This window comes from Virgifigura deserti, from assembly GCA_003576685.1.
Taxonomy (GTDB): domain Bacteria; phylum Pseudomonadota; class Alphaproteobacteria; order Dongiales; family Dongiaceae; genus Virgifigura; species Virgifigura deserti.
Genome location: QOZR01000018.1, coordinates 1 through 24,393, shown reverse-complemented (window position 1 = coordinate 24,393; position 24,393 = coordinate 1). Strand labels below are relative to the sequence as shown.

The 24,393-nt window shown below is 65.8% G+C and carries 23 protein-coding genes, 1 tRNA gene and 1 riboswitch; of the genes, 12 read left to right on the top strand and 12 right to left on the bottom strand.

Features of this window, described 5'->3' with window-relative positions; all coding sequences use genetic code 11:
- Nucleotides 1-229: 229 nt before the first annotated feature.
- On the top strand, nucleotides 230-901 hold the full coding sequence (locus DT069_RS22935) for a phytochelatin synthase family protein (RefSeq protein WP_119462672.1): 672 nt from the start codon (nucleotides 230-232) through the stop codon (nucleotides 899-901).
- Nucleotides 902-920: 19 nt separating this feature from the next.
- Here the strand turns inward: DT069_RS22935 and DT069_RS22930 are convergent, their stop codons facing one another.
- Nucleotides 921-1,418: a tetratricopeptide repeat protein gene (locus DT069_RS22930; protein WP_162913393.1), complete on the bottom strand. Its 498-nt coding sequence runs from the start codon at nucleotides 1,416-1,418 to the stop codon at nucleotides 921-923.
- A gap of 258 nt (nucleotides 1,419-1,676) precedes the next feature.
- Nucleotides 1,677-1,845, top strand: a riboswitch (yybP-ykoY riboswitch).
- A gap of 16 nt (nucleotides 1,846-1,861) precedes the next feature.
- Between DT069_RS22930 and DT069_RS22925 the strand changes: the two genes are divergently transcribed.
- On the top strand, nucleotides 1,862-2,443 hold the full coding sequence (locus DT069_RS22925) for a TMEM165/GDT1 family protein (protein ID WP_425450489.1): 582 nt from the start codon (nucleotides 1,862-1,864) through the stop codon (nucleotides 2,441-2,443).
- 67 nt (nucleotides 2,444-2,510) lie between these two features.
- Nucleotides 2,511-4,796, top strand: a complete 2,286-nt coding sequence (locus DT069_RS22920) for a mechanosensitive ion channel domain-containing protein (protein WP_425450495.1) — start codon at nucleotides 2,511-2,513, stop codon at nucleotides 4,794-4,796.
- Between the two features lie 45 nt (nucleotides 4,797-4,841).
- On the opposite strand, the gene DT069_RS22915 is transcribed toward DT069_RS22920, so the two are convergent.
- Complete coding sequence (locus DT069_RS22915) at nucleotides 4,842-5,477, bottom strand: regulatory protein RecX (protein WP_425450488.1); 636 nt, start codon at nucleotides 5,475-5,477, stop codon at nucleotides 4,842-4,844.
- Nucleotides 5,478-5,568: 91 nt separating this feature from the next.
- On the opposite strand from DT069_RS22915, the gene DT069_RS22910 reads away from it, so the two are divergent.
- From DT069_RS22910 to DT069_RS22900, 3 genes are all read left to right on the top strand, one after another.
- Nucleotides 5,569-6,372, top strand: coding sequence for an ABC transporter permease (locus tag DT069_RS22910; protein WP_119462709.1), 804 nt, complete (start codon nucleotides 5,569-5,571; stop codon nucleotides 6,370-6,372).
- A 38-nt stretch (nucleotides 6,373-6,410) separates the two neighbouring features.
- Complete coding sequence (locus tag DT069_RS22905; protein WP_119462667.1) at nucleotides 6,411-7,214, top strand: ABC transporter permease; 804 nt, start codon at nucleotides 6,411-6,413, stop codon at nucleotides 7,212-7,214.
- A gap of 72 nt (nucleotides 7,215-7,286) precedes the next feature.
- Nucleotides 7,287-8,186 (top strand): TraB/GumN family protein, encoded by a 900-nt coding sequence (locus tag DT069_RS22900; RefSeq protein WP_119462666.1) that lies wholly within the window; start codon nucleotides 7,287-7,289, stop codon nucleotides 8,184-8,186.
- Here the strand turns inward: DT069_RS22900 and DT069_RS22895 are convergent.
- Nucleotides 8,180-8,968 (bottom strand): polyphosphate kinase 2 family protein, encoded by a 789-nt coding sequence (locus DT069_RS22895; protein WP_119462665.1) that lies wholly within the window; start codon nucleotides 8,966-8,968, stop codon nucleotides 8,180-8,182. The two genes, DT069_RS22900 and DT069_RS22895, sit on opposite strands and share 7 nt — an antisense overlap.
- Nucleotides 8,969-9,120: 152 nt before the next feature.
- A complete protein-coding gene (locus tag DT069_RS22890; RefSeq protein WP_119462664.1) occupies nucleotides 9,121-10,035 on the bottom strand; it encodes a LysR family transcriptional regulator in 915 nt (304 codons plus the stop codon).
- 95 nt (nucleotides 10,036-10,130) lie between these two features.
- On the opposite strand from DT069_RS22890, the gene DT069_RS22885 reads away from it, so the two are divergent.
- From DT069_RS22885 to DT069_RS22865, 5 genes are all read left to right on the top strand, one after another.
- Nucleotides 10,131-11,204: an aldo/keto reductase gene (locus DT069_RS22885; protein ID WP_119462708.1), complete on the top strand. Its 1,074-nt coding sequence runs from the start codon at nucleotides 10,131-10,133 to the stop codon at nucleotides 11,202-11,204.
- 222 nt (nucleotides 11,205-11,426) lie between these two features.
- A complete protein-coding gene (locus DT069_RS22880) occupies nucleotides 11,427-12,605 on the top strand; it encodes an aspartate aminotransferase family protein (RefSeq protein WP_119462663.1) in 1,179 nt (392 codons plus the stop codon).
- A gap of 1 nt (nucleotide 12,606) precedes the next feature.
- Complete coding sequence (gene argF / locus DT069_RS22875; RefSeq protein WP_119462662.1) at nucleotides 12,607-13,575, top strand: ornithine carbamoyltransferase; 969 nt, start codon at nucleotides 12,607-12,609, stop codon at nucleotides 13,573-13,575.
- A gap of 48 nt (nucleotides 13,576-13,623) precedes the next feature.
- A complete protein-coding gene (locus tag DT069_RS22870) occupies nucleotides 13,624-14,586 on the top strand; it encodes an Hsp33 family molecular chaperone (protein ID WP_119462661.1) in 963 nt (320 codons plus the stop codon).
- A gap of 63 nt (nucleotides 14,587-14,649) precedes the next feature.
- Nucleotides 14,650-15,246: a hypothetical protein gene (locus DT069_RS22865; RefSeq protein WP_119462660.1), complete on the top strand. Its 597-nt coding sequence runs from the start codon at nucleotides 14,650-14,652 to the stop codon at nucleotides 15,244-15,246.
- A 94-nt stretch (nucleotides 15,247-15,340) separates the two neighbouring features.
- Here the strand turns inward: DT069_RS22865 and argE are convergent, their stop codons facing one another.
- The 7 genes from argE to DT069_RS22830 form a co-directional block, all read right to left on the bottom strand.
- Nucleotides 15,341-16,519 carry an acetylornithine deacetylase gene (gene argE, locus DT069_RS22860; protein WP_425450487.1) on the bottom strand — a complete coding sequence of 393 codons (1,179 nt, stop codon included), beginning with the start codon at nucleotides 16,517-16,519 and terminating at the stop codon, nucleotides 15,341-15,343.
- A gap of 11 nt (nucleotides 16,520-16,530) precedes the next feature.
- Complete coding sequence (locus DT069_RS22855) at nucleotides 16,531-17,982, bottom strand: TrkH family potassium uptake protein (RefSeq protein ID WP_119462659.1); 1,452 nt, start codon at nucleotides 17,980-17,982, stop codon at nucleotides 16,531-16,533.
- 223 nt (nucleotides 17,983-18,205) lie between these two features.
- A complete protein-coding gene (folE, locus tag DT069_RS22850; RefSeq protein ID WP_119462706.1) occupies nucleotides 18,206-18,850 on the bottom strand; it encodes a GTP cyclohydrolase I FolE in 645 nt (214 codons plus the stop codon).
- Between the two features lie 171 nt (nucleotides 18,851-19,021).
- Nucleotides 19,022-19,414 (bottom strand): Co2+/Mg2+ efflux protein ApaG, encoded by a 393-nt coding sequence (apaG, locus tag DT069_RS22845; protein WP_119462658.1) that lies wholly within the window; start codon nucleotides 19,412-19,414, stop codon nucleotides 19,022-19,024.
- Nucleotides 19,415-19,656: 242 nt separating this feature from the next.
- Nucleotides 19,657-20,508 (bottom strand): OmpA family protein, encoded by an 852-nt coding sequence (locus tag DT069_RS22840; protein ID WP_119462657.1) that lies wholly within the window; start codon nucleotides 20,506-20,508, stop codon nucleotides 19,657-19,659.
- Nucleotides 20,509-20,726: 218 nt separating this feature from the next.
- Nucleotides 20,727-21,425 carry an ATP-binding cassette domain-containing protein gene (locus DT069_RS22835; protein ID WP_119462656.1) on the bottom strand — a complete coding sequence of 233 codons (699 nt, stop codon included), beginning with the start codon at nucleotides 21,423-21,425 and terminating at the stop codon, nucleotides 20,727-20,729.
- Complete coding sequence (locus DT069_RS22830) at nucleotides 21,422-23,173, bottom strand: ABC transporter permease (RefSeq protein ID WP_162913391.1); 1,752 nt, start codon at nucleotides 23,171-23,173, stop codon at nucleotides 21,422-21,424. Before DT069_RS22830 ends, DT069_RS22835 begins: the two co-directional genes overlap by 4 nt.
- Nucleotides 23,174-23,442: 269 nt before the next feature.
- Here DT069_RS22830 and DT069_RS22825 point away from each other — a divergent pair.
- A tRNA-Gly gene (locus DT069_RS22825) sits at nucleotides 23,443-23,516 on the top strand.
- A 372-nt stretch (nucleotides 23,517-23,888) separates the two neighbouring features.
- On the opposite strand, the gene DT069_RS22820 is transcribed toward DT069_RS22825, so the two are convergent.
- Complete coding sequence (locus DT069_RS22820; RefSeq protein ID WP_119462655.1) at nucleotides 23,889-24,128, bottom strand: hypothetical protein; 240 nt, start codon at nucleotides 24,126-24,128, stop codon at nucleotides 23,889-23,891.
- Between the last annotated feature and the right edge of the window lie 265 nt (nucleotides 24,129-24,393).

The window sequence follows — 24,393 nt, the reverse complement described above, 5'->3', positions numbered from 1 at the left end:
CTGTTGAGGCTGGGGCGATCCCCCGATGAAGGCCGTCTTTTGTCGGTAGCCATGGTGCCTTCTCTGTATCATGGAAAACTTGCGCGAGACAGTCTTGTCCCCCGACAGCCAACCGTCTGAGCCACTGGTCTGAATGCCACTGGCCTGAATGCCACTGGTCTGAATGATTGTGCGCATCATCCGGCTTGCGCTACCGTAGCGATGCTTTGCAACCGAGGGAGGCGCGGCCTTGCGCGCGCGATACGCGTCCTGGTTGACGCTGCTGGCCACCGATTCCGACTATCTCCGCCGCGCGCTGGCGCCCAGCTACTGGGCCTTGGTGCCCTACTATGTCGGACAGTTCAACGACTGCTCCTGCTCCCTGGCGACGGCGACGATGCTGGTCAACGCCCTCCGCGGCAGCATCGGGCTCGCCCCGGTGGAAAGGCTGGTGACCCAGCAGGCGCTCCTGGCCGCCGTGAACAGCGCACTCTGGACGGCCGGCGTCGGGGCCGACGGAGGCGAGGGGGTCACGCAGCGCCAGATGGGGCCGCTGCTCGAGCGGAGCTTCGCCGTCTACGGCGTCGACGGGGTCGCCATTGAGACCGTGCCGGTGCTGCGGCCGAACGAGGCCGCGGTGGCGGAGTTCCGTGCCGCCCTGCGGCGAATCGAAACCTCGGCCGCCGACCTGCTGGTGGTGAACTTCCATGTGGCTCCGGTCGTCGGCCACGGCGATTACGGCCACTTCTCCCCAATCGGGGCCTACGACGAAGGCCGCGATCGCGTGCTCGTCCTCGACGTCGACCGCGCTTGGTTCGAGCCCTATTGGACGCCGGTCGACCGGCTTGTCGCAGGCATGGCGACGATGAGCCATATCGACGGTGAGCGGCGCGGCTATCTGCGGATCACTCGCTCCCTTTGAAACAGGTCAGCTCCGGCTTTCAGCTCTGGTTGTTGCGCTTGTAGGCCCGGATCTTTCTCTCGAGATCGATCTGCTCCGCGCAACCGGCGCAGGCCTTCGTCAGTGCCAGGAGCCGCTCCTCGGCCCCGGCGACATCGCCCATCTCCAGATGGAGCTCGCCCAGATACTCGTTGGCGCGGACATGCATCGGCTCGACCGCCAGCGCCCTCAAATAATAGTCGAGCGCCGCCTCGTAATCGCCAAGCGCGCGGTGGCTATAGCCGAGATATTGTAGCGCGTTCGCATCTCCCGGCGAGGCTTTCACGATTCTCTCCAGGAGCGAGATCGCGCCGCCAAAGTCCTGCGCCGCGATTCTGGCTTCCACCTCGGCGAGACTCTGGCTCGCGTTGGAACCGCGGTTACTGCCTCCGCTCAAGCCGGTGGACAGTCCGGCATCCGGCAGTGCCACAGTAAGGCTGAGGACAAATCCAGTTGCGGCAAGAAAATACCGCCCCTTTGCCCCCTTCTGCTTTGCCATTGTGAATTTCCCCCCGGATCTTCTTGGCCGAATTCGAATATCGGCGTTTATACGTCGAAACGGGAACCTAGAAGTTAACGAGTTGCAATGCTTTCCATTACCGCGTTGCGGGCGTTTCGTTACGGTCGGACCGACGCGGATGCCGCACCGGGTCTCCGCTCTGCTCGCGCGGGCGCCCGACAGTTGGACTCCGGGACAACGCCCTTCCATGCCGCCGGCTCTTGCACGGGGCGGCGGAAGGCTTTATCGTCCGCGCATCCTTAGGGGAGTAGCCGCCTCGAACTCAGAGGGGGTGCGTCAACACACTCGGGACCCTGTCCCGTGGCGCATCAGGCCAAATGGCATGGCGAGACCTATGGCATCGGCGCTTCCGTACCGGACCGGGCGGAGGAGCGTTGTGCCATCGGTCACGTCCTCCGTCTGGTCCCGTAAGGTGCTCCCCCGTGGCGTTCGAGTTTTTGATATTCGAGCCCTTTCTCGTCTCGACCGGCGTCGTCGCACTTGCGGAAGTCGGCGACAAGACGCAGCTCCTCAGCATGTGCCTGGCAGCGCGGTTCCGCCGACCCGTACCGATCATCCTCGGCATCTTCTTCGCAACCATCCTCAATCATTTCGGCGCCGGGCTCGCCGGCACTGTTGTTGGCGCGCTTCTGGAAGGCCCGTGGATGCGATGGGTGCTCGGCCTCTCTTTCCTGGCCGTCGCGGTCTGGGCGCTCATTCCGGACAAGCTCGAAGATGACGGGCCGAAGGGTCACTGGGGCGCGTTCTGTGCGACCGCCATCACCTTTTTCTTCGCCGAAATGGGCGACAAGACGCAGATCGCGACCGTGGCGCTCGCGGCGCAGTATCAGGCGGTCGTGCTCGTCACCCTCGGCACCACCCTCGGAATGATGATTGCGAACGTGCCCGCGGTGCTGTTCGGGAACGGCCTCGCTGGCAGCCTGCCGCTCAAGGCCATTCGCTCGGCCGCGGCCGGCGTGTTCGCACTGCTGGGCATTCTGGCGCTGGCGGGAGTCGGAACATGAGGCTGTGCTCGCCTGGCTGCGGACTCGTCTCTCGACTTAGTGGAATCGGACCGTTAAATTGCCGGACATGCTTAGGGGGTTCGGGATAATCCGGACCGCGGCGGGACGCGGCCATCGGCTTGCGCCGATCGTTGGTCTGCTGGCGGTTCTCTCCCTGCTGATCGGTTTGGCATCGGCCGAGGCGCAGGAGACGCCGGCGGCGACAGCCGCACAGCCGACGGCAGAGCAGATCGATAATCTGGTTGCCACGCTTGAGGATCCCGCGGCACGCGAGAAGCTGATCGAGCAGTTGCGCCTTCTCCGTGCGGCCCAGGCCGAGGCCGAGCCTGCCGAAGCGGAGGCGGAGGCCGGCGTCCTGGGGGCGCTGTCCGATCGCGTCGACCGGACGAGCGCCGCCCTGGCCGCGGCGGCCGGCGTCTTGGCCGATCTCCCGGAGCTTGCCGGCGATCTTGTGGCGCAAGCCGCCGATCCGGACGTGCGCGCGAGCTGGCTGGATCTCCTGATGAAGCTGGCTGTCGTCCTGATCGCCGCATTCTTCGCCCAGTGGCTGATCGGCCGGTTGCTCGCGCGGTCGCGTCGGGCTGTCGAGAATAATGGCGCTCGCAGTCTCTGGGTGCGAATTCCCCTGATTGTCGGCCATGCCCTGATCGATCTGATTCCCGTCGTGGCGTTCGCGACCGTCGCTTATAGCGTGCTGCCGCTGACTGAGCCGCGCGCCGCGACGCGGCTGGTCACTCTGGCGATCGTCAACGCTCATATCGCCGTGCGGGTGATCGCCGTGATCGCCCAGATCCTGCTCGCGCCGGCCGTTTCGTCGCTGCGCCTCGCGCCGCTATCGGATGAGAGCGCCAATTACGCGTACATATGGGTGCTGCGGCTCGCCACGGTGACCATCTACGGCTACTTCTTGCTGGAGGCGGCGTTTCTGCTCGGCCTGCCCTATGACGCTTATGGGTTCCTGCTGCGCGTCCTCGGCCTCGTGGTTACCGCGATGCTCGTGGTGCTGATCCTGCAGAACCGCGCGACCACAGCCGCCTGGTTGCGACGCGATGGAAGCGCCGGACGCCTGAGGCAGGTGCGCCAGCGGCTCGCCGAGGTTTGGCACATCCTCGCCATCGCCTATGTGGTTGCGATCTTCGCCGTCTGGGCGCTCGGAATCGCCGGCGGGTTTGGGTTCTTGCTGCGCGCGACGGTGTTGACGGCTCTGATCGTGCTGCTGGCGCGACTGGCGGTCGCGGCGTTGCGCCGGCTCATCGAACGCGCCTTCCGGCTGAGCACCGACCTTCGGACCGAGTTTCCGAATCTCGAGGCACGGGCCAACCGCTATCTGCCGCTGCTGCAGCGCGTGTTGGAGGTCGTCATCTATATCGTCGCGGCCCTTGCCCTGCTCGAAGTCTGGGGTCTCGAGGTTTTCGACTGGTTCCGGTCCGAAGTCGGACGTCGGATCTTCGGCAGCGTGCTGGCGATTTTCCTGATCCTCGCTGTCGCGGTTGCGCTCTCCGAGCTGGTCGGGATGCTCATCGAGCGATATCTGCAGCGCATGGACGGCAATGGCATGGTGCTCGCCCGCAGCGCCCGCGTACGGACGCTGCTGCCGCTGCTGCGCAACGCCTTCCGCGTCACCCTCGCGATCGTGGTGGGGCTGATCGTGCTGGCCGAACTCGGCATCAATATCGGGCCGTTGCTGGCTGCCGCCGGCGTTGCCGGGCTGGCGATCGGCTTCGGCGCCCAGACCCTGGTCCAGGACATCATCACCGGCGTCTTCATCCTGGCGGAGGACAGTATCTCCATCGGCGACGTGGTGGATCTTGGCGGCCATTCCGGCGTGGTCGAGGCGATGACCATCCGGACCATCCGCCTGCGAGACCTGTCCGGCACGGTGCACACCATCCCGTTCAGCTCGGTGTCGACCGTCCAGAACCTGACGAAGGAGTTTTCCTACGCGGTCTTCACGATCGGCGTCGCCTATCGCGAGGATGTCGACGAAGTCATTGAGGTGCTGAAAGGAATCGGCGCCGAGTTGCAGGCCGACGAGCAGTTTGGCCCCGAAATCATCGGGGAGATGGAGGTGTTCGGCCTCGACAGCTTCGGCGACTCGGCCGTGAACATCAAGGGCCGGATCATGACCCGGCCGCTCAAGCAATGGATGGTCGCGCGCGAGTTCAATCGCCGGGTGAAGCGGGCGTTCGACGAGAAGGGCATCGAGATTCCGTTCCCGCACCAGACGCTCTACTTCGGCGAAGACAAGACGGGCAATGCGCCGCCGGTGCATGTGCGGATGGAGTCACCGGGGACCGGAGCGAGTTCTTCTGGAAAGGACGCCGATCCGCATGCTTCGACAAGCTCAGCATGAGGGTTTCGTCCTGAGTTCCCCCACCTCGAGCTTGTCGCGGGGCAACTAAAGTCCGTACTCCGCCTCGAGCTCTTCCGGCGTCTCCGCCTGTAGCACGCGGCGCGCCGTCTCGAAGCTGAATCCGCCGCGGCCGAGTGCCGCAAGATCCTTGCTCTGCATCTCGGCCCGATCCTCCGGACGGCGCCATGGTCCCAGCCGGCGGCGCCGGGCGAAGGCGCAGGCCGCAGCGAGTTCGGGGTCGGCGGACAGGTCTTCCAGGCCGGTGACGGCCGCGTCGATCTCCTGCGCCGGCACGCCCTTGGCCGCGAGCGTGGCACGGATGGCGCGGGCGGAGCCGCCGCGGCGGTGCAGGCTGGCGGCCTTGCCCTCGGCGAAGCGCCGGTCGTCGACCAGGCCGCTCCGCGCGAACCGGGCGACCAGCGCGTCGACCGCCGCGAAGCCGGCCTCGCGGTCGGTGCCGTGCGCCCGGACCGAGCGCTCGACCTTCCGGCGCAGCACGCGGCGGAGGTTCTCCGAGGAGCTGGCATAGCGCTCGAGATAGAACAGCGCCGCCCGCTCCAGATATTCCGGCGTCGCCCGGCGCGGCGCGCGCCGGCCTCTTCGACCGGCAGGGGCGCCGGGAGGACCAGGGACCGCTTTATCCTTGTCGTTTGACATGGCTGAAAGATAGGGGGGCGTCATGCTTCCCGCCACCGATCCGGCCCGATGCTTGAAAGGCACCCGGGCCGACCCTATGGTCAGCGGCAAGAATTCCCAGTTTCCGGTCGAACCGATGCTCGCACCAACGCCCCCGTCTCCGCGCCCCTTCGGCGCCTTCAACTGGCTCGGCCTCTGGACCTTGTACCTCAAGGAGGTCCGCCGCTTCGTCAAGGTCGCGACGCAGACGCTGCTGGCGCCGGTCGTGACCACGCTGCTGTTCCTGGCGATCTTCACGCTCGCCCTGGGGCGCGCGGTGGAGACGGTCGGCGGCGTTTCCTTCGTTCAGTTTCTCGCCCCCGGGCTGGTGATGATGGCGATGGTGCAGAACGCCTTCGCCAACACGTCCTCCTCGCTGCTGATCTCCAAGGTGCAGGGCAACATCGTCGATGTGCTGATGCCGCCCTTGAGTCCCGGCGAGCTGACTCTCGGTATCGCCGGCGGCGGCGTCTCGCGGGGGCTGGCCGTCGGCATCACCGTCGGCCTGGTGATGTGGATGATTATTCCGATGCGCATGCATGCGCCGTTCTTCGTGTTGTTTCACGCCGTCGCCGCCTGCCTGCTGCTGTCGCTGCTCGGCATCATCGGCGGCATCTGGGCCGAAAAGTTCGACCATATGGCGGCGATGACCAACTTCGTCATCACGCCGCTGGCCTTCCTGTCCGGCACGTTCTATTCGGTGGAGCGCCTGCCCGGCATCTGGCATACGATTGCGCATCTGAACCCGTTCTTCTACATGATCGACGGATTCCGCTACGGCTTCATCGGTCATGCCGACGGATCGCTCACGGCGGGGCTCCTGGTGCTGACGGGGATCAATCTGGCGATGTGGTGGGTCGTCTATCGCATGTTCGCCGCCGGCTACAAACTGAAGGCCTAAGGATCGGTTTCCTTCCGGAAGGTGAAGTCGCGGTGGTAATGCCCGCTCCGCGCCGGTTCGGCGCCGTCAACTGGCTCGGTCTCTGGACGCTCTACCGCCGCGAGGTGCTCCGCGTCCTGAAGGACTATCGCGACACGGTGCTAGGCCCGGCCGTGTCCAGCCTGCTGTTCCTGGCGGTGTTCCATCTGGCGCTGGGCGCCGGCCGGGGGCCGGACGGCAGTAATCTGGTCGGCGGCGTATCGTTTCTGCAGTTCCTGGCGCCCGGGCTCATCATCCTCGCCATCAGCCAGCGCGCCTTCGAGACGGTGGCCGCGTCGCTGATCTTCGACAAGCATGAGGGCATCATCGCCGACATTCTGATGGCGCCGCTGACGCCGGCCGAGCGGATGGCCGGCTATGCTGCCAGCGCCGCCACCGCTGGCCTCTTCACGGGGCTGGTCGTGGTCGTCCTGCTGCTGTTCTTCGTCGATCTGCCGGTGCGCGCGCCGGCCGCGATCGTCTTCTTCGCCCTGGCCGGAGCGTTGCTGCATGCCTTGCTCGGCATTCTGGTCGGGCTGTGGGCGGAGAAATGGGACCACTACTCGGCGTCTCTGACCTTCCTGGTGATTCCCCTGGTCTTCCTGTCCGGGACCTTCTATTCGGTCCAACAGCTGCCGGAGCTGGGCCAGAGTTTGGTGATCCTGAACCCCATCTTCTACATCATCGACGGCTTCCGCTTCGGCTTCACCGGACAGGCGGAAAGCTCCCTGGCGGTCGGTGCGATCCTGCTGCTGCTCGTCGATCTTTGCCTGGGAGCGGTCGTCTACCGGCTCTTCGCGACCGGCTTCCGCGTGAAGCCGTGAGGCGATGCATTTACTTTGTCTTCAGCATAAGGCCTCCATGCTCTCCCCCGGCGATATGGTTGAGGGGGTATCATGCGTTTCTGGCGGCGGGTCCTGATCGGACTGCCTTTCCTGCTGCTTGTCCTGCCGACCGACTCGCGCGGCGAGGCCCTGCGGCATGGTCAGGGGTTGCTATGGCGCATCGAAGCCGCCGGCGTCGCGGACAGCTATCTGTTCGGGACGTTCCACGCGACCGACCGCGACATCGTCACGCTGCCGACGCCGGTCGCCGAGGCCTTCGCCCGGTGCGACGATCTTGCCTTCGAGAGCGTTCTCGATACCGCCGCGAAGCGGCAGATGACCGAGGCGATGCTCCTCGACGGCGGACAGAGCCTGGACAGGATCCTCGGTCCGGATCGGTTCGGGGCCTTCGCCGCGGCGGCGCGCGATCACGGCCTCGATCCCGAGCATCTGAAAGGGGTGGCGCCCTGGGCCGTGATGTGGATGCTCAGCCTGCCGCCCGAAGAACTCGCCCGTCAGGTAAACGGCGCGAAGGTCCTTGACGAGCGGCTTCAGGCTGAAGGCGCCGCACGGGGCAAGGAAATCCACGGGCTGGAAACCGTTCCGGAGTTTCTTGCCGTTTTCGACGGCATTCCGCTTGCCGAGCAGGGCCGGCTCTTGGATGCGACGGTCGCGCTGCATCCGAAGGTCAGAGAGATCTTTGCCCGGATGAAGCGCGCCTATCTGGCCCGGGACGTCGCGTCGATCCTGGCTCTCACCTTCGAGGTGCAGGGCGGTGCCGACCCGCAGGCCGCGCAGTCGTTCATGGATCGGGTCATCACGCAGCGGAACCACCGTATGGCCGAGCGTCTGGTCCCTCTCCTTGGCGACGGCAATCTCTGCACCGCCATCGGCGCCGGACATCTGCCCGGCGATGAAGGCGTGCTTCACCTGCTGGAAGCGCAAGGGTTCCGCGTCGAGCGCATCTACTGATTCTGCTCCTGTGCCGCCATGGCCTCGATCGCGGCGGCGATGTCCGGGTCGGCCGGCGGCGGTGCCAAGTCGATCCCGTCGCCGAGCGTCGCCGCGATCCGCCTCAGCCCCTCGATCCGCGCATACCATTTGAAGTTCGCTGGGATGACATGCCATCGCGCTGACTCTGGCGAGGTGCGTTCGACCATCTCCTCGATGGCGGCCACATAATCCGTCCAGCGGGCGCGGTTGCGCAGATCCTCCTCCGTCAGCTTCCAGCGCTTGTGCGGAGTTTCGAGGCGGGCCTGAAAGCGGGCGAGCTGCTCCTCCGGCGTGATATGGAGGAACAGCTTGATCATGTGCACGCCGTCGTCGGTCAGCAGCCGCTCGAACGCATTGATCTCGTCATAGGCGCGCCGCCATTCCCCCGGTGCGGCGAAGCCTTCGACTCGCTCGACTAGGACCCGCCCATACCAGGAGCGGTCGAACACGACGATGCTGCCCGGTTCCGGCAGCTTCTGCCAGAACCGATAGAGATAGTGCCGGCCCTGTTCCACGGGCGTCGGCGCGCCGATCGGCCAGACCCGGAAGCCACGCGGATCGAGATGCTCGCCGAGCCGGCGGATCAGCCCGCCCTTGCCTGCCGTGTCCCATCCTTCGAGAACGATGATGCCCCGCCGCTGCTGGCGGAAATAGGCCTGCTGGATCTGTAGAATCGTCATCTGCAGCGCATCGAGTTCGCGCTTGTAGGCCTTCTTGTCCGCGATCTTCTTCGATTGATCCAACCTGGCGAGGCGGGCCATGGGGCGTGTCTCCGGCGAGCAGTCGTTCGAAAGCCTGAATCCCCTTCACACGCTATAGAAGCGCTCCGGGACCGGCAAACCTTGCTGATCGTCCGGCAGGCTTGCAACACTGACGAGACGTCCGGTGCGGTCGTGCAGCGCGATCTGTCGGATCAACGAACCCTCGCCGAGATCGTCGACGGCTGTTTGAGGAAATCAATGAAGGCGCGCAGGGTGGGCGGCGCCTGCCGCCGGCTCGGATAGTAGAGATAGAAGCCGGGAAAGGGTGGCGTCCACTCATCGAGCAGGCGCACCAGCTTTCCCGCCTCGATAGCGGGCTGAGCGTGGTGGTCAAAGAGATAGGCAATGCCGACGCCATCGAGCGCGGCCTGGACCGCAACGTCCGCCTCGTTCACGATGAGAGGCCCTTCCACGGCCGCTTCCAACGTCTCCTCGCCGTGCTCGAACTCCCAGTGATAGAGATTGCCGTCGGTCGGCCAGCGGAAATTGATGCATCGGTGGTGCCGCAGCTCGCGCGGGCTTTGCGGAGTACCGAAGCGGTTGAGATAGGATGGTGCAGCCACGACCATCATCTCCACGTCGCCGCTGAGCTTCACGGCGATCATGTCCTTTTCTACCATTTCACCGAGTCTGATGCCGGCATCAAAACGACCCGCCACGATATCGATGAGCCTGTCTTCAACGACCAAATCCAGAACGATGTCGGGATAGGCGTGATGGAACGGGCCGATCAGCGGCGCCAGATATTGAACGGCCGCGATGCGGGTGGCGTTGATCCGCAGCAGGCCCGACGGCGTATCGCGCAAGGTCCGCACATCGGCGACGGCCGCGTCGAGATCAGCAAGCGCAGGAAGGAGGCGGGTAAGAAGCCTGGCTCCTGCCTCGCTTGGCGCCACGCTGCGGGTGGTGCGGTTGAGCAGCCTGATGCCCAATCGTTCCTCCAGTCCGCGAATGGTCTGGCTCAACGCCGATGGCGAGACGCCGAGATGGGCCGCAGCGCGGGCGAAGCTTCCATGTTCGGCGATGGCGGCGAAGGCCCTCAACTCGGCATAGTCGCTGCCGCGCATTATGCGCTATCTCCTAACTAACCCATTCAGATAATACAGGATAAACTAAATTGTATAAGCGGGCCATCTTCCGGCGACAACAACAGGAGATGACCATGACTGACACGCTTTCCCTGGATACCTATCGCCTCCTGGGCCGTTCGGGCCTCAGAGTTTCGCCCATGGCGCTCGGCGCGATGACATTCGGGACCGATTGGGGTTGGGGCGCCGACGAGCGCGAAGCCCGCCGCATCTTCGATACCTATGTCGATCGCGGCGGCAACTTCATCGACACGGCGAATCAATATACCAACGGCACGTCCGAACGCCTTGTCGGCGAATTTGCGGGCGACCGGCGGGAGCGGCTGGTGATTGCCACCAAATACACGCTCGCCTCCCGGCCTGACGACCCCAATTCGGGCGGCAATCATCGTAAGAGCATGGTGCGGTCCGTCGAGGCGAGCCTCGAGCGGCTGAAGACGGACTATATCGATCTTCTCTATCTTCACGCCTGGGACTTCACCACACCGGTAGAGGAGGTGCTGCGCGCCATGGACGATCTCGTGCGCGCAGGCAAGGTGGTCTATGTCGGAATTTCCGACACGCCGGCTTGGCAGGTCGCGCGCATGCAGGCGATCGCGGATCTCCGCGGCTGGTCGCCTCTGATCGCCTTGCAGATCGAATACAATCTCCTCGAGCGTACGGTAGAGCGCGATCTCATTCCGATGGCGCGCGAAATGGGGCTCGGCGTCGTTCCATGGTCACCGCTGGGCATGGGCGTGCTGACGGGGAAATACTCCAAGGCCGATCTCGATATCGGGGGTGGGAGCGCGGAGGCCGCGGGCACGCGCAAGAATATCGCTGCCGGTAATGGCACACTGACGGAGAGGGGGCTGGAGATCGCCGATGTGGTGAAGGCGGTCGCCGCCGAGGCGGGCAAGACGCCGGCGCAGGTGGCGCTCGCCTGGACATTGCTCGATCCGGCAGTCGCGGCACCCATCATGGGGGTCAGGACGCTCGCGCAGCTCGATGACAATCTCAGTGCCCTCGATGTAACGCTTGCGGAGGAGCAGCGCACACGGCTGGAGGAAGCGAGCGACGTCGAACTCGGCTTCCCGCACGAGTTCCTAGCGCGGCCGCTGACTCGTAACGTCATGTTCGGCGACGTTAAGATCGCCGCCAGAGCCTGACCCGCATCTGCCCCGTTGCGACCGGGGTCGCTATGTGACCCCGGTCGTTGGCAACCGAAACACTACCGATTATCTCACCCGCGTTGACACCCGCTCCCTTTGTCCCGATAGTCTCAGGCTTTCCGGGAAAACACTGGGTCAACCAAGCCCGCAGCGGGGTGAGCGCCCTGTCTGCAAAGGCGAGACCAGTATAAAGGCCAGACCAGAGCAAGGGACCGTATCGTGATTCCAGCCGTCATGCCGACCTATCTTCGGGCAGATCTTGCGTTCGAGCGGGGCGAGGGCGCCTATCTCTTCGCGACCGACGGCCGACGATATCTCGATTTCGCCAGCGGCATCGCGGTCACCGCCCTCGGTCATGCCCATCCGCATCTGGTCAAGGCGTTGACCGATCAGGCGGCGAAGCTTTGGCACACGGCGAATCTGTTCCGCATTCCGGGGCAGGAGCGGCTGGCCGAGCGGCTGGTCGCGAACAGCTTCGCCGACGCCGTCTTCTTCACCAATTCGGGCGGCGAGGCCGTCGAATGCGGGTTGAAGATGCTGCGGAAATACCATGACGATTTCGGGGATCCGAACCGCTATCGGGTCATCACCTGCGGCGGCGCCTTCCACGGCCGCACGCTGGCGACCATCTCCGCGGCCGGGCAGGAGAAGCATTTGAAGGGCTTCGCGCCCCGGGTCGAGGGCTTCGATCAGGTCGCCTTCGGCAATCTGAACGAGCTGCGCGCCGCGATCACAGCCGAGACCGCGGCGATCCTGGTCGAGCCGGTGCAGGGCGAGGGCGGCATGCGGGCCGCCTCCATCGATTATCTCCGCGGCCTGCGCGCGGTCGCCGACGAGTACGGGCTGCTGCTGTTCTTCGACGAGGTGCAATCCGGCATGGGGCGCACCGGCCGGCTCTTCGCCCATGAATGGGCCGGCATCGAGCCGGATGTCGTCGCCACCGCCAAGGGCATTGGCGGCGGCTTTCCCATGGGCGCCTGCCTCGCGAAGGAGAAGGTCGCCGCGGCGCTGACCGCCGGCAGCCACGGCAGCACCTTCGGCGGCAATCCCCTCGCCATGGCGGTCGGCAACGCCGTGCTCGACGTGATTCTGGCCGACGGGTTCTTCGACCGCGTTGACCGCATCGGCCGCCTGTTGCGCGATCGCCTCGAGGAGGTGGCGCGACGCCATCCCAAGGTGATCGAGGAGGTTCGCGGCGCCGGATTGATGCTCGGCCTGAAATGCGGCGTGCCCAACACGGAGATGGTGGCCGAACTGCGCGAGCGCGGCCTGCTGTCGGTTGGCGCAGGCGACAATGTCGTGCGGCTTCTGCCGCCGCTCATCATCGAGGAGAGCCACGTCGCGGAGGCGGTCGACATCGTCGACCAGACCTGCCGGCGTTGGCAGGAGGCAGCCTAACATGGCGACAATCCAGACCGCCGGCCAGACGGCGGTACAGCAATCCCCTGATTCGGCCGCGCCGCGGCATTTTCTCGATCTCGATCGGCTGGAGTCGCAGACGCTGCAGCGAATGCTCAGGCTCGGCGCCGCGATGAAGCGGCGCGACATGCCCGGCGGGGTCGACCGGCCCCTTGCAGGCAAGTCCCTGGCGCTTATCTTTGAGAAGCCGTCGACGCGCACGCGTGTCTCCTTCGAGATCGGCATGAAGCAACTCGGCGGCGAGGTGATCGTTCTCGAGCGGGACGGCTCGCAACTGGGTCGAGGTGAAACCGTCGCCGATACGGCGCGGGTGCTGTCCCGCTATGTTGACGCGATCATGTTGCGGACCACGAACGAGGAGAAGCTGCACGAACTGGCGGCGCATGCGACGGTCCCGGTGATCAACGGGCTTACCGATCGGACGCATCCCTGTCAGCTCATGGCGGACGTGATGACGTTCGAAGAGCATCGGGGACCGATCGCCGGAAAGCGGATCGCCTGGAGCGGCGACGGCAATAATATGGCGACCTCCTGGATTCATGCGGCGGCGCGGTTCGATTTCGAGTTGCGGCTCGCCTGTCCGGAGCAGCTGATGCCGCCGGCCGAGGCGCTCGCCTGGGCGCGGAAGGAAGGCGCCCGAGTTTCGGTCAGCTCCGACGTCACGGCGGCGATCAGCGGTGCCGACGCCGTGGTGACCGACACCTGGGTGTCGATGGGCGACAAGGACGCGGGCGACCGCCATAACCTGCTGATGCCCTATCAGGTCGACCAGAGGGTCATGGCGCTGGCGAACCCCGATGCGATCTTCATGCACTGCCTGCCCGCCCATCGCGGCGAGGAGGTCACGGCGGAGGTGATCGACGGCCCGCAATCGGTGGTTTGGGACGAGGCCGAAAACCGCCTGCACGCCCAGAAGGCGATCCTCTGCTGGTGCCTGAACGAGATTTGACTCACGAGATCCGACTCAAGAAATCTGACCTCACACGGAATTTGACTGATGGCCGGACTTGACCACAGCGGGGGGCAGATGGCCCCGCGCCCTGCGCCGGACGACATGATCCAGCCGTTCCAGATCGAAGGGAAGGCCGTGCGCGGCCGGCTCGTTCGGCTGGGCCCCTTGGTCGACGAGGTGCTCGACCGGCACAACTATCCGGAACCGGTGGCGGCGCTTCTGGCGGAGATGGTCGCGCTGGCGGCGGTTCTGTCGGGCGCGTTGAAATACGAGGGTGTCTTCACGCTTCAGACGAAGGGGGACGGCCCCATCCGGCTGATGGTCGCGGATGTGACCAGCACGGGCGACATCCGTGGCTATGCTCAGTTCGATGCGGAGAAGCTTGCGGCCGTCGAGACGGCGCCGGCGGCGGGATCGCCCGTGCCGCGGCTGCTTGGCTCTGGCTATCTCGCCTTCACCGTCGATCAGGGCGCCGACACCGAGCGGTATCAGGGCATCGTCGAGCTGGTCGGCGCCACGCTCGTCGACTGTGTCCATCACTATTTCCGTCAGTCGGAACAGCTTCAGGCGGGCATCAAGCTCGCTGTCGGCCGCGAGGCGCGGAGCGACGGCGGAAGCGGCTGGCGGGCTGGGGCGCTGATGGTCCAGCGCATGCCTCCGGAGGGCGGAGTGCCCGAACTCGCCGCAGACGATGCGGACGAGGATTGGCGGCGCGCGCTGATCTTCATGGCCAGCAGCACCTCGACCGAGCTTCTCGACCCGGCACTGGCGCCAAACGATCTGCTCTTCCGGTTGTTCCACGAGGATGGCGTGCGGGTCTTTGCCCCCGGCAGCCTGCGGGCCGCCTGCCGCTGCTCGCGCGAGCGGGTGGAGCGCGTGCTGCAGTCCTTGCCGCGCAGCGAGATCGAAGATCTGAAGGACGACGGCGCGGTGGTGGTGACCTGCGAGTTCTGCAACGGCGACTATCGCTTTTCGGAGGAGGATCTCGACAAGCTCTACGATGCTTGACCCGTCGCCGCGGTCGGGTATCTATGCGGGGGTTGGCTGAATAATCGATCAGGGGGTCCGTCGATGTTCTCTCGCCCGCGGCTTGCCGCCGCCGTCTTTCTGCTGCTCGCCGGAGTCGGGCTCACGTCCTGCAGTTCGTCGCAGCACCGCTATGGGTTTGACGAGCTTACCTTTTCCCATCTCTCTCCCTTCCCGCTCGACGTCGCAGTCGTCGACATCGTCAATGACTATCGGTCGCCGCGGCGAGCGCCGAATGTCGAGCATCTGTTCCCGGTCGAGCCGGCGGATGCGGCGATGCAGTGGGCCAGGGATCGGCTGGTCGCGGTGGGGTCCAACGGCTCGGCGCTCTTCACGGTGCTGCAGGCAAGCGCTGTCGAGGTGCCGCTCGAGCAGACGACGGGGGTCGAGGGCTTCTTTACCGACGAACAGTCGGAGCGCTATGACGCGATCATCGAGGTGCGGCTCGAGGTGAAGAACGCCCAAGGCATGCGGACCGGCACGGTGACGGCGCGCGCCCAACGCAGCATGACGGTCGTCGAGGACGCGACACTCAACGAGCGCGAGATGACCTGGTACAACCTGACCGAAGCATTGATGAGCGACCTCAACGCGGAGCTGGATCGGAACATCCGGGAGCACCTCGCGGCATTTCTGCGATGATCGGTATTAGCCCTCATGCTTCGACAGGCTCAGCATGAGGCCCTCGTCCTGAGCTTGTCGAAGGACGAGAGCCGCCTCGCAAGCTCTCCGACAGTCAGCCGCTCGCCGCCCAATCCGCCAGCCGCCGCAGGAAGGCTTCGCAGGCGGCGACCTGCTCCAGGGCGATGAACTCGTTCGGCTGATGCGCCTGCTCGATGCTGCCGGGGCCGCAGACGATGGCTGGAATGCCGGCCTCCTGGAACAGGCCGGCCTCGGTGGCGAAGGCGGCGCCGACCGTGGTATTGGCCCCGGTCAGGGACCGCGCCAGCGCTTCCGCCGGCGAGTCGGCCTCCGGCAGCAAGGCCGGCACGGCACAGCGTGGCGTCGTCGTCACGTCCGCTTCCGGTGCGGTTCCGCGCATGCGCGGCAGTACCGTCTCGGCGACGAAGCTGTCGAGACGCGCCGGGATCGCGGCCGGATCGTCGGCCGGGACAGGGCGAAACTCCCATTTGAACGCGCAGTGCCGCGGAATGATGTTGAGCGCCGCTCCCCCTTCGATGGTGCCGATGTTGAGCGTCGTGTAGGGCGGATCGAAGCCGTCGTCGAACGGTCCCTGCCGGCGACGCTCGGTGGCGAGCCGGTCGAGGAAGCCGATGATCTCGGCGGCATGGACGACCGCGTTGACGCCGCGATGCGTGCCGCTGGAATGGCCGTCGCGACCGGTCACCCGCGTCTCGAAGGCGAGGACGCCCTTATGCCGGTTGGCGATCCGCATCAGCGTCGGCTCGCCGATGATGGCGAGTCGCGGGGCAGGCAGGGCGTCGGCAATGTCGCGCAGCAGCGCTGGCACGCCGAGACAGCCGATCTCCTCGTCATAAGAAAGGGCGAGATGAATCGGCGTCTTCAGGTCGCGAGCACGCAGTTCCGGTACCAGTGCCAGGGCGATGGCGATGAAGCTCTTCATGTCGGCCGTGCCGCGGCCATAGAGCCGTCCGTCCTTCACGACGACCCGGAACGGGTCGGTATCCCAGGGCTGTCCTTCCACCGGTACCACGTCGGTATGGCCCGACAGCACGATACCGCCCCCGGGACTGCCACCCGTCTGCGGCTCAATCGTCGCGAACAGGTTGGCTTTCTCGCGGCGCGTATCGAAGGTCAGCCGGCTGTCGATGCCGTGGCCGGCCAGGTAGTCGCGGACGAAGTCGATCAGGCCGAGATTGGAGCGCGCCGAGACGGTGTCGAACGCAACCAGCCGCTCGATCATTTCGATGGTGCTGTAGGTCGGTCCGCTCACGACCGGACCCGTCAGCCGCGCCAGAAGGTGGCGCTGAACAGGACTACGACAGTCAGAAGCTCCAGCCTTCCCAGTAGCATGGCGAAGGACAGCAGCCATTTGGCGGCGTCGGGCAGCGGCACGTAGTTTCCTGCCGGGCCGATGATCGGGCCGAGGCCGGGACCCACATTGCCGAGCGCCTGCGCCGCGCCGCTGAGACTCGTCACCAAATCGAGGCCGAGGGCGGTCAGCGCGACGCTCAGCACCGCGTAGGCGCCGATATAGAACGCGAAGAAGCTCAGCACCGAGCGCACAACCTCGTCCGCGATCGGTTTCCGGTTGTAGGTCGGCGGTAGCGTCCGATGCGGATGAATGAGATGCAGGATCTGCCTGTGCGCGACGCTGCCCAGGACGCAAAACCGGAAAACCTTGATGCCGCCGGATGTCGATCCGGTGCAACCGCCGATGAAGAGCAAGGCCATCACCGCGCCGACCGCAAAGCTACCCCAAAGCTGATAATCCTCCGAGGCGAACCCGGTCGTGGTCGCCAGGGAGACAACATTGAAGGCCGACGACCGGACTGCCTCGCGTATGGGTTCGTCATTGACGAGTATCTGCCAAAGCGAAAGCGCGGTGATGAAGATGCCGATATAGATGATGTACCAACGAATCTGCTCGTCCCGGAAGAGGGCGCGCGCATCGCCCTGGGCCGCGCGCGCCAACAGGACAAAGGTGGTGCCGCCGATCAGCATGAAGACTATAATGATCCATTCGATCGCGCGGCTGTCGAAATGTCCGATCGAGGCGTCGTAGTTCGAGAAGCCGCCGGTCGCGATCGTCGACATGGCGTGACAGACGGCGTCGAACGGCCCCATTCCAGCGAGTACCAGGGCGACGGCGCAGAGCGCGGTGAGACTGACATAGACGGAGGCCAGAAGGCTCGATATCTGTGTGACGCGCGGTCGGACTTTTTCCGCCTTTTCAGACGACTCCATGCGAAAAAGCTGCATGCCGCCGACCCGCAGGATTGGCAGGATCGCCACCGCCATCACGATGATGCCGATGCCGCCGATCCAATGCAGCATGGCGCGCCAGAGCAGGATCCCCGAAGACAGCTCGTCCAAGCCGACGACAACGGTGCTGCCGGTGGTCGTCAGGCCGGACATGGCCTCGAAGAACGCATCGGTGAAGCTGAGGCTGAGCTTCGACAGCATAAACGGCAGCGTCGAAGCGGTGCAAAGCGCAAGCCAGGCCAGCACTGTCAGGACAAAACCCTCGCGTGCGGACATCAAAGAGGTTTCCGGCTGGCGGTAGCCGAGCATCAGCGCCCCACCGATCGCTCCGGTGATCCCGGCGGACCAGACGAAGGCCTGCCAATCGGGATCGCCGCGCAGCGCGTCGACGGCGGCGGGAAGCAGCATCGCCGCCGAAAGCGCGATCAGCAGGATGCCGGCAGTGAAGAGAACGGGCCGAAAATCTGGCACGGCTTGCGACTATTGAGTCCGACAGCGGTGGCACGCCATAACGCCATGATGTGCCTGCCGCGGTCCACTCCCCCCTGAAGCGGTTGCTATGGCAGTTCGGCAACCGGTAATCCGGCCCTAGTACCAACTTTCATGGGAAGTTGGTACATGAATTTAATTATGACTACCTGATGCACGCGCAATTCGGGAAACGGTGCATTTCCCGAATTTGCGCGATCAGGGACTAAACGTTCCCGAGCGATGTCGTCGGCGGGTTGCCGATGATGGCGAGGAATTCGCGTCGCGTTGATGGATCGGTCCGGAAGGCGCCAAGCATGCGGCTCGTGATCATGCTCATGCCGGGCTTATGCACCCCGCGTGTGGTCATGCATTGATGCGCCGCATCGATGACCACGGCCACGCCCTTCGGCTGCAGCACCTCGTCGATGGTGTTGGCGATCTGCGCCGTCATCTTTTCCTGGATCTGGAGGCGGTGGCTATAGGTATCGAGCACCCGGGCGAGCTTGCTGATGCCGACGACGCGCTTGTTCGGCAGATAGGCGATGTGGGCGCGTCCGATGATCGGCACCATGTGGTGCTCGCAATGCGATTCGAAGCGGATGTCGCGCAGGACGACCATCTCGTCATAGCCGGCGGTCTCCTCGAAGGTGCGCTTCAGGAACTCGACCGGATCGGTCTCGTAACCGGAAAAGAACTCCTCATAGGCCCGGGCCACGCGGTCCGGCGTACCGAGCAGCCCCTCCCGGCTGGGGTCATCTCCGGCCCAGCGGATCAGGGTCCGTATCGCCTCTTCAGCCTCGGCGCGACTGGGCCGGGCCGGGCTCCGCCGCGCGTCCGCGGCAAGGGACTCGCCGGCCGGTACCTGAATTCGATGAGATGACGTCAAGGCGATTTCCTTTCTTTATCTCGCGAAGCGGACGCCCACCAGGGGGCGCCCAACCAAGGGGGCAGGATCACCCTATCCCGAAACCGCGGCAGTGCCGATGCGCAGCGGGCACTTGCATGGCGCGCCGGGGTTTGAAGATCGGTCGGCAGCCGGTCAATTCAATTGAATCGGCTGGTGCGGACTGTCCAGCGAGAACGGCGGAATCGCGATATCGAACCGCTCGCCCGTCTCGTTCTCGATCTGATAGGACCCAAGCATGATACCCGAGGGCGTCGGTAAGGGAACGCCGCTCGTATATTCGAAGGAATCGCCCGGCCGCAGCACCGGCTGCTCCCCCACAACCCCGGCGCCGCGGACTTCTTGAATACGTCCCAGCGAATCCGTGATTCGCCAATAGCGATTGCGCAACTGAACTGTTTCCGACCCATCGTTCTCGATCCGCACATGATACGCCCAAACGAAATGCGCCTCGTCCGGAGAGGATTGATCTTCAAGGAAAAACGGTCTGACCGTCACCGTAATCGATCGCGTGGTCTGGGAGTACATGGCTTCACAACAAAATCATGCCGCGCTCGGTTCATTCCGTCGCTCGGCATCGCTCGAAGCTATTCTACGCCTCGGTTGGAGGATGTCCAGACAGCGCCTGAGCGGACGGCCCCAGGCCTTGATTCCGCTGGGCCTTGATCCCGCCGAGCCTCGATTCCTCGTGCCCCGCCATTGGCGGCCGGGCAAAAAAAGGCGGCGCCGGGTGGCCCGGCGCCGCCATTCCCGTCAGGTCTTATCGTCGGTTATTGGATCAGGATCTCGACCCGCCGATTCTCCTGCAAGGGGACGTCGTCCGCGGTCGGCACCAGCGGGTCTTCCTCGCCGCGGCCTGCCACGCTGATCCGATCGGCCGGGACGCCGCCATCGATCAGCGCCTGGCGGACCGCGTCAGCGCGCCGCAGCGACAGACCGAAGTTGTAGTCGCCCGGCCCGGCGCGGTCGGCATGGCCGATCAGCGAGATCGCCGGCATGCCCAGTTCCTGCACCTCGGCCAGGACCTGATCGATGATTTCTTGCCCGTTGATGCTGTCGGCGAGCTGATAGCGGTCGAATTCGAAGAAGATTCGGAACTCCTCCGGCTCGATCGGCACAACCACGGCCTCTTCTTCCTCCGGCGCCATCGCGATCTCGAGCTCGGCGAGCGCCGCCAGGAACTCCTCACGGCAGGCCGCGATATGGGCTGCCTGATGGTTTTCCTCCTGCTGCTCGACCCAGCAGTCGAAGCGCGCCTGGGCGTGCGCCGCCAACCCGGGCGCCGTCGTGCGCCCGTTGGCGTCCAGCAGCTGGACCAAGCGCGTCCGGCCGGCGGACAGATCGCCGATCGCCGAGTCCGGCAGGTCCCAGTTCTCCAGCGATTCCGGCAGGACGACCTCGCCGTCGGCGGCCGCGAGCCCCTTCTGCGCGAAATAGCGCCCGTCGCCGAAGTCGTACATCTGATCCGTCTCGAAGAGCGCGAAATCCCGGTACTCTGTCGCGAGCGCCTCGGTGAACGAGACTCCGGTGGGTTGCATACCCCGGATCTCGTCGGTGGGACTGGCGCAGCCCGCGAGCAGGCCGACCGCGGCCATGATGCCCAAAAGACTGAATTTATTCATAGAAAATCCTCTCCCATGTCTCATATCGGCCTGAAAATCGGCTACTGGTGGTGGCCGTCCGTTAGTTATGCCCCCGACTATACCGGCCTATACCAGAATTTAACGGTTCGCCACGCATTCGATACTAGGCGTCAGGCCTATAAATGCCAGTACCCCGAAAAGGTTCCGCATCGCGCCGTAACCCGCCGGTACCTAAGCCAAATCTCCGGTTCGGGGCCTCAAAACGACCCCGAAGGCGACTCCGAAGGCGACTCCGCTGGGGCGCCCTCCGAAAATTCACCGATCTCGATGATCCGGCCGCCGGCCGCCACGGCATCGGCCCGGTCATGCGTGACCAGCAGGGTCGGCAGGGATTGCCGGCGGGCGTGATCGAAGACGAAATGGCGGAATTTCGCCTTGAGGTCGGCGTCCAGCTTGGAGAACGGCTCGTCGAGCAACAGGGCGGCCGGCTCCGACAACAGCATGCGAAGGAGCGCGACTCGCGCGCGTTGGCCACCGGACAGCGTTGCCGGATCACGCTCGGCGAACCCGGCGAGTTCGGCGTCGGCCAGCGCCGCCGCGACCAGCGCCCGCCTCTGGCGTCGATTCCGCACCGTCGGCGGCAAGCCGAACGCTAGATTCTCGCCTACCGAGAGATGCGGAAACAGCAGATCGTCCTGAAACAGGATGCCGATCCGGCGTTGCTCCGGCGGTCGGTCCGTCACGTCGACGCCGCCGACCAGGACGCGCCCGGCCGCCCGGAAGGTGGGGTCGAGCATGCCGCAAAGATAGGCGAGCAGGCTCGATTTGCCGCAGCCACTCGGCCCCATGACGGTGACCACTTCGCCGGCACGCACCGTGAGCGATAACGGCGCCAGCAGCGGACGGTCGCCGAGCTGCAGCGAAATCCCGCGCAGCTGCAGCATGTTCGCGCTCATCCGCGCCCGCTCAGTCCGCGGCGATTGCGGTAGAGCCACGCTGGCAGCGCCAGCGCCGCCGCGAACGCCAGCAGCGGCAGGCCCGCCTGCAAGAAGGCATAGACGCCGATAACGCGACGGTCGGCGCCTGCTGCGAGGCTGACCGCCTCCGTGGTCAGCGTGACATAGCGCCCGCCGCCGGCGAAAAGCGTCGGCAGGTAGAGCCCGGCGCTGACGGCGAAGCCAATCGCCAGCGCGGCGAGGGCGGGCCGCAGCAACACAGGCAGCGTGACGCGCCAGAAGACCCGCGCCGGCGATGCGCCGAGGCAGAACGCGGTCCGGGCATAGCGGTCGTCGAGCGCGCGGTACGGGTCGGCCAGCGACAGGAAGACATAGGGCAGGACGAACAGCAGATGGCTCCAGGCGAGCGCCAGCCAGGTGCCGTCGAGGCCGATCCGCACCAGCAGGATCTGCGCGCCGAACAGGAAGGAGACCTGCGGCACCAGAAGCGGCACATAGAGCAGCCACAGCCCGCGGGCGGACGGGTGCAACCCCCGCCGCTTCTCGTTCTCGAGGCAGCCGAGCACGAGGATTATGGCGACGACAGCCGCCGCGAGACCGACCCACAGGGTGGTCCAGGCCGGCCCGGCCAGCGCCGAGGCATGGCTCTGCCAAGTGCCGAGCGTCCAGGTCGTCGGCAGCGGATCCGGATAGCGCCAGCGCTCCGCCACCGACCAGATGCCGAGGCCGGCGAAGCAGAGCGCGGCGACGCCGAGCAGGCCGGCGATCAGTGCTCCGGCGGTCCGTCTCCCGAGCCCTTGCCCGGCGCCGCGCCCGCCCGCCGAGAGCCACGGCCGGGCGAGGGCCGCGACCAGCCGCTCCCCGCCGATCCAGACCAGGATCGCGGCGACGGCGATGCCGAGCTGCAGGCTGGCCCCGGCCGCCGCCTGGAAGCGCATCGTCAGGTCCGGATCGTTGAACCAGTGGAGCAGGAGCGGGGCGAGCGGTGGCGGGGTGGTCGGCGCGAGGATCAGCGCCACGTCAACTACCGAGAGCGAGAAGGCGAGCACCGCATAAACCGGCAGGCGGATCTGCGGATAGATCTGCGGCAGCACCACCTTCAGCCAGGCCGTCGCCGGCCTGTAACCCAGTGCCCGCGCGACGGAGATCGAGCGCTCGGCGCGAACTTGGCCAAGCGCACCGAGTGTCATCAGCAGAAGATAAGGTGTCTCCTTGATGACGAGGCCGAAGACCAACGACAGGCCATAGGGATCCTGGGAGATTATCAGATCGGGGGGCCGATCCCATCCGGTGGCCCAGGGCGAAAACAGGCGCACGATCCAGCCGCTGGGCGCGATCAGGAACGCCAAGCCGATGGCGATCGCCGCATGCGGCACCGCGAGCAGAGGGGTGAGGGCTTGGCGCAGCCGAGCGAAGAGCGCCGTATGATGACCGGTCGCGCAGATCCCGATCGCGAGCGCGAACGAGATCGCGGTCGACAGGAACCCGCTGACCAGCGTTAACCGCACGGCGCCCGGCAGTTCGGGGGCCGCCAGCAGCGCCCGCCAGGCCGCGAGGGTGACCCGGTCGCCTCCCAGCGCCGGCAGCCAGCCGGCCGCGGGCAGCCAGGTGCCGACCAGACCGGCGGCGATCGGGGCCAGGAAGAGGCCCAGCGTCAGCGGCGGCGCATAGCGCACCAGCCCGGCGCGCCGCGGCTGGGGGCCGGCGGGCGCGACCGCGCCGGCTATCGGTTTTGGCGGCGGCGCCATTCTGCCTCGATCTGTGCCGCCCAGGAGGGCAGGACATCACCCGCTGGGGCAGCGGCGGGCAGGGAGGCCGACAAGGAAGGGGCGCGGCGCGGCATAAGCGGCTCTATCGGGCGAAGGCGGACGGGTCAATCAGGCATCGAGACTACTCTGCCGCGGCCGCGCTTGTCAGCTTGCCCGGTCCGGCCTCACGCAGGCGTGATCGGATCATTCTCCGGCAACGCCACGGCACCTTGAATGCGGCGGTCGCTTCACCTATAAATCTCGCCGATGCGGGTGTAGCTCAATGGTAGAGCAGAAGCTTCCCAAGCTTACGACGAGGGTTCGATTCCCTTCACCCGCTCCAGGATTTATCCACGTTCCTTTCCTTATGTCTCTCTGCCCGGCACCGTTACGAAAAGCCGCCGCGCGCAGGGTGCCGCCCACGCCGAAGCCGGCGCGTCCTTACTGGCACGCGGCAAGGGCCATTCCGCTGCTAAAGCCGAGGCTGATGCGGAACCTCGCTCCACAGCCTGGGAGGCTCACGCCCCTGACGCCATGGCGCGGCGGGCCCATCCCGACTACGGCATCCCAAGGTGGTGGAGCATGGGCTGCGTCGTGGAGGGCCGCGGCGACAGACCCGAATGCCCCGACTGGGCTGCAACTGCTCGCAGGGTCCTACGTCCTCATGGGCCCGACTTGTTGATCGCCGGAACGGAGCCGGCCGCCGTCGCAGGCATCACATCGACCAGTGCTCATAGCGGACCATGGTTCGGCGCTGCGCGATGCAGATCTGGTCCGCCTCGTTGAGGTGGTCGAGATGCCGAAAGAACTGCTGTGTATCGTCCGGGGTGCGGGTTGTGAGGGCGCGCAGCCCCGCGGCATAGACGAGGCTGCTCTTGCCCATGACGGCGCCGGCGGCCTCGACCAGTTCGGACAGCGAGCGGTGGAGCCGCTCTCGGGTGCGGGCGTCGTGCATGGCTCTCTCCTTCGCCGCCGGGCTCTGAGGTGGCAAGGCAACCCGCTCGGCGGGGTCTGGTTCCGCAGCATCGCCGGCCGCCGGAGACATTCCGGAGGGTACGGTCGGCCCGGAGGGTACGGTCGGCGCGGAGGGCACGGTCGGCGTGGCGTTGCTTGGTCGGATGAACCTCGAGGATCAGGGAGACCGGGCTTGGACTGCCGCGCACCATTCGGCCAACACCGGCTGGCACCTGGGACGCGGGTCTCGCCCGATCGAACGGATA

Coding starts and splice junctions, on each gene's coding strand:
- DT069_RS22930 (WP_162913393.1), bottom strand. CDS start 1,418: ATGGCAAAGCAGAAGGGGGCAAAGGGGCGGTATTTTCTTGCCGCAACT.
- DT069_RS22920 (WP_425450495.1), top strand. CDS start 2,511: ATGCTTAGGGGGTTCGGGATAATCCGGACCGCGGCGGGACGCGGCCAT.
- DT069_RS22915 (WP_425450488.1), bottom strand. CDS start 5,477: ATGACGCCCCCCTATCTTTCAGCCATGTCAAACGACAAGGATAAAGCG.
- DT069_RS22910 (WP_119462709.1), top strand. CDS start 5,569: ATGCTCGCACCAACGCCCCCGTCTCCGCGCCCCTTCGGCGCCTTCAAC.
- DT069_RS22905 (WP_119462667.1), top strand. CDS start 6,411: ATGCCCGCTCCGCGCCGGTTCGGCGCCGTCAACTGGCTCGGTCTCTGG.
- DT069_RS22900 (WP_119462666.1), top strand. CDS start 7,287: ATGCGTTTCTGGCGGCGGGTCCTGATCGGACTGCCTTTCCTGCTGCTT.
- DT069_RS22895 (WP_119462665.1), bottom strand. CDS start 8,968: ATGGCCCGCCTCGCCAGGTTGGATCAATCGAAGAAGATCGCGGACAAG.
- DT069_RS22890 (WP_119462664.1), bottom strand. CDS start 10,035: ATGCGCGGCAGCGACTATGCCGAGTTGAGGGCCTTCGCCGCCATCGCC.
- DT069_RS22885 (WP_119462708.1), top strand. CDS start 10,131: ATGACTGACACGCTTTCCCTGGATACCTATCGCCTCCTGGGCCGTTCG.
- argF (WP_119462662.1), top strand. CDS start 12,607: ATGGCGACAATCCAGACCGCCGGCCAGACGGCGGTACAGCAATCCCCT.
- DT069_RS22870 (WP_119462661.1), top strand. CDS start 13,624: ATGGCCGGACTTGACCACAGCGGGGGGCAGATGGCCCCGCGCCCTGCG.
- DT069_RS22865 (WP_119462660.1), top strand. CDS start 14,650: ATGTTCTCTCGCCCGCGGCTTGCCGCCGCCGTCTTTCTGCTGCTCGCC.
- apaG (WP_119462658.1), bottom strand. CDS start 19,414: ATGTACTCCCAGACCACGCGATCGATTACGGTGACGGTCAGACCGTTT.
- DT069_RS22840 (WP_119462657.1), bottom strand. CDS start 20,508: ATGAATAAATTCAGTCTTTTGGGCATCATGGCCGCGGTCGGCCTGCTC.
- DT069_RS22835 (WP_119462656.1), bottom strand. CDS start 21,425: ATGAGCGCGAACATGCTGCAGCTGCGCGGGATTTCGCTGCAGCTCGGC.
- DT069_RS22830 (WP_162913391.1), bottom strand. CDS start 23,173: ATGGCGCCGCCGCCAAAACCGATAGCCGGCGCGGTCGCGCCCGCCGGC.
- DT069_RS22820 (WP_119462655.1), bottom strand. CDS start 24,128: ATGCACGACGCCCGCACCCGAGAGCGGCTCCACCGCTCGCTGTCCGAA.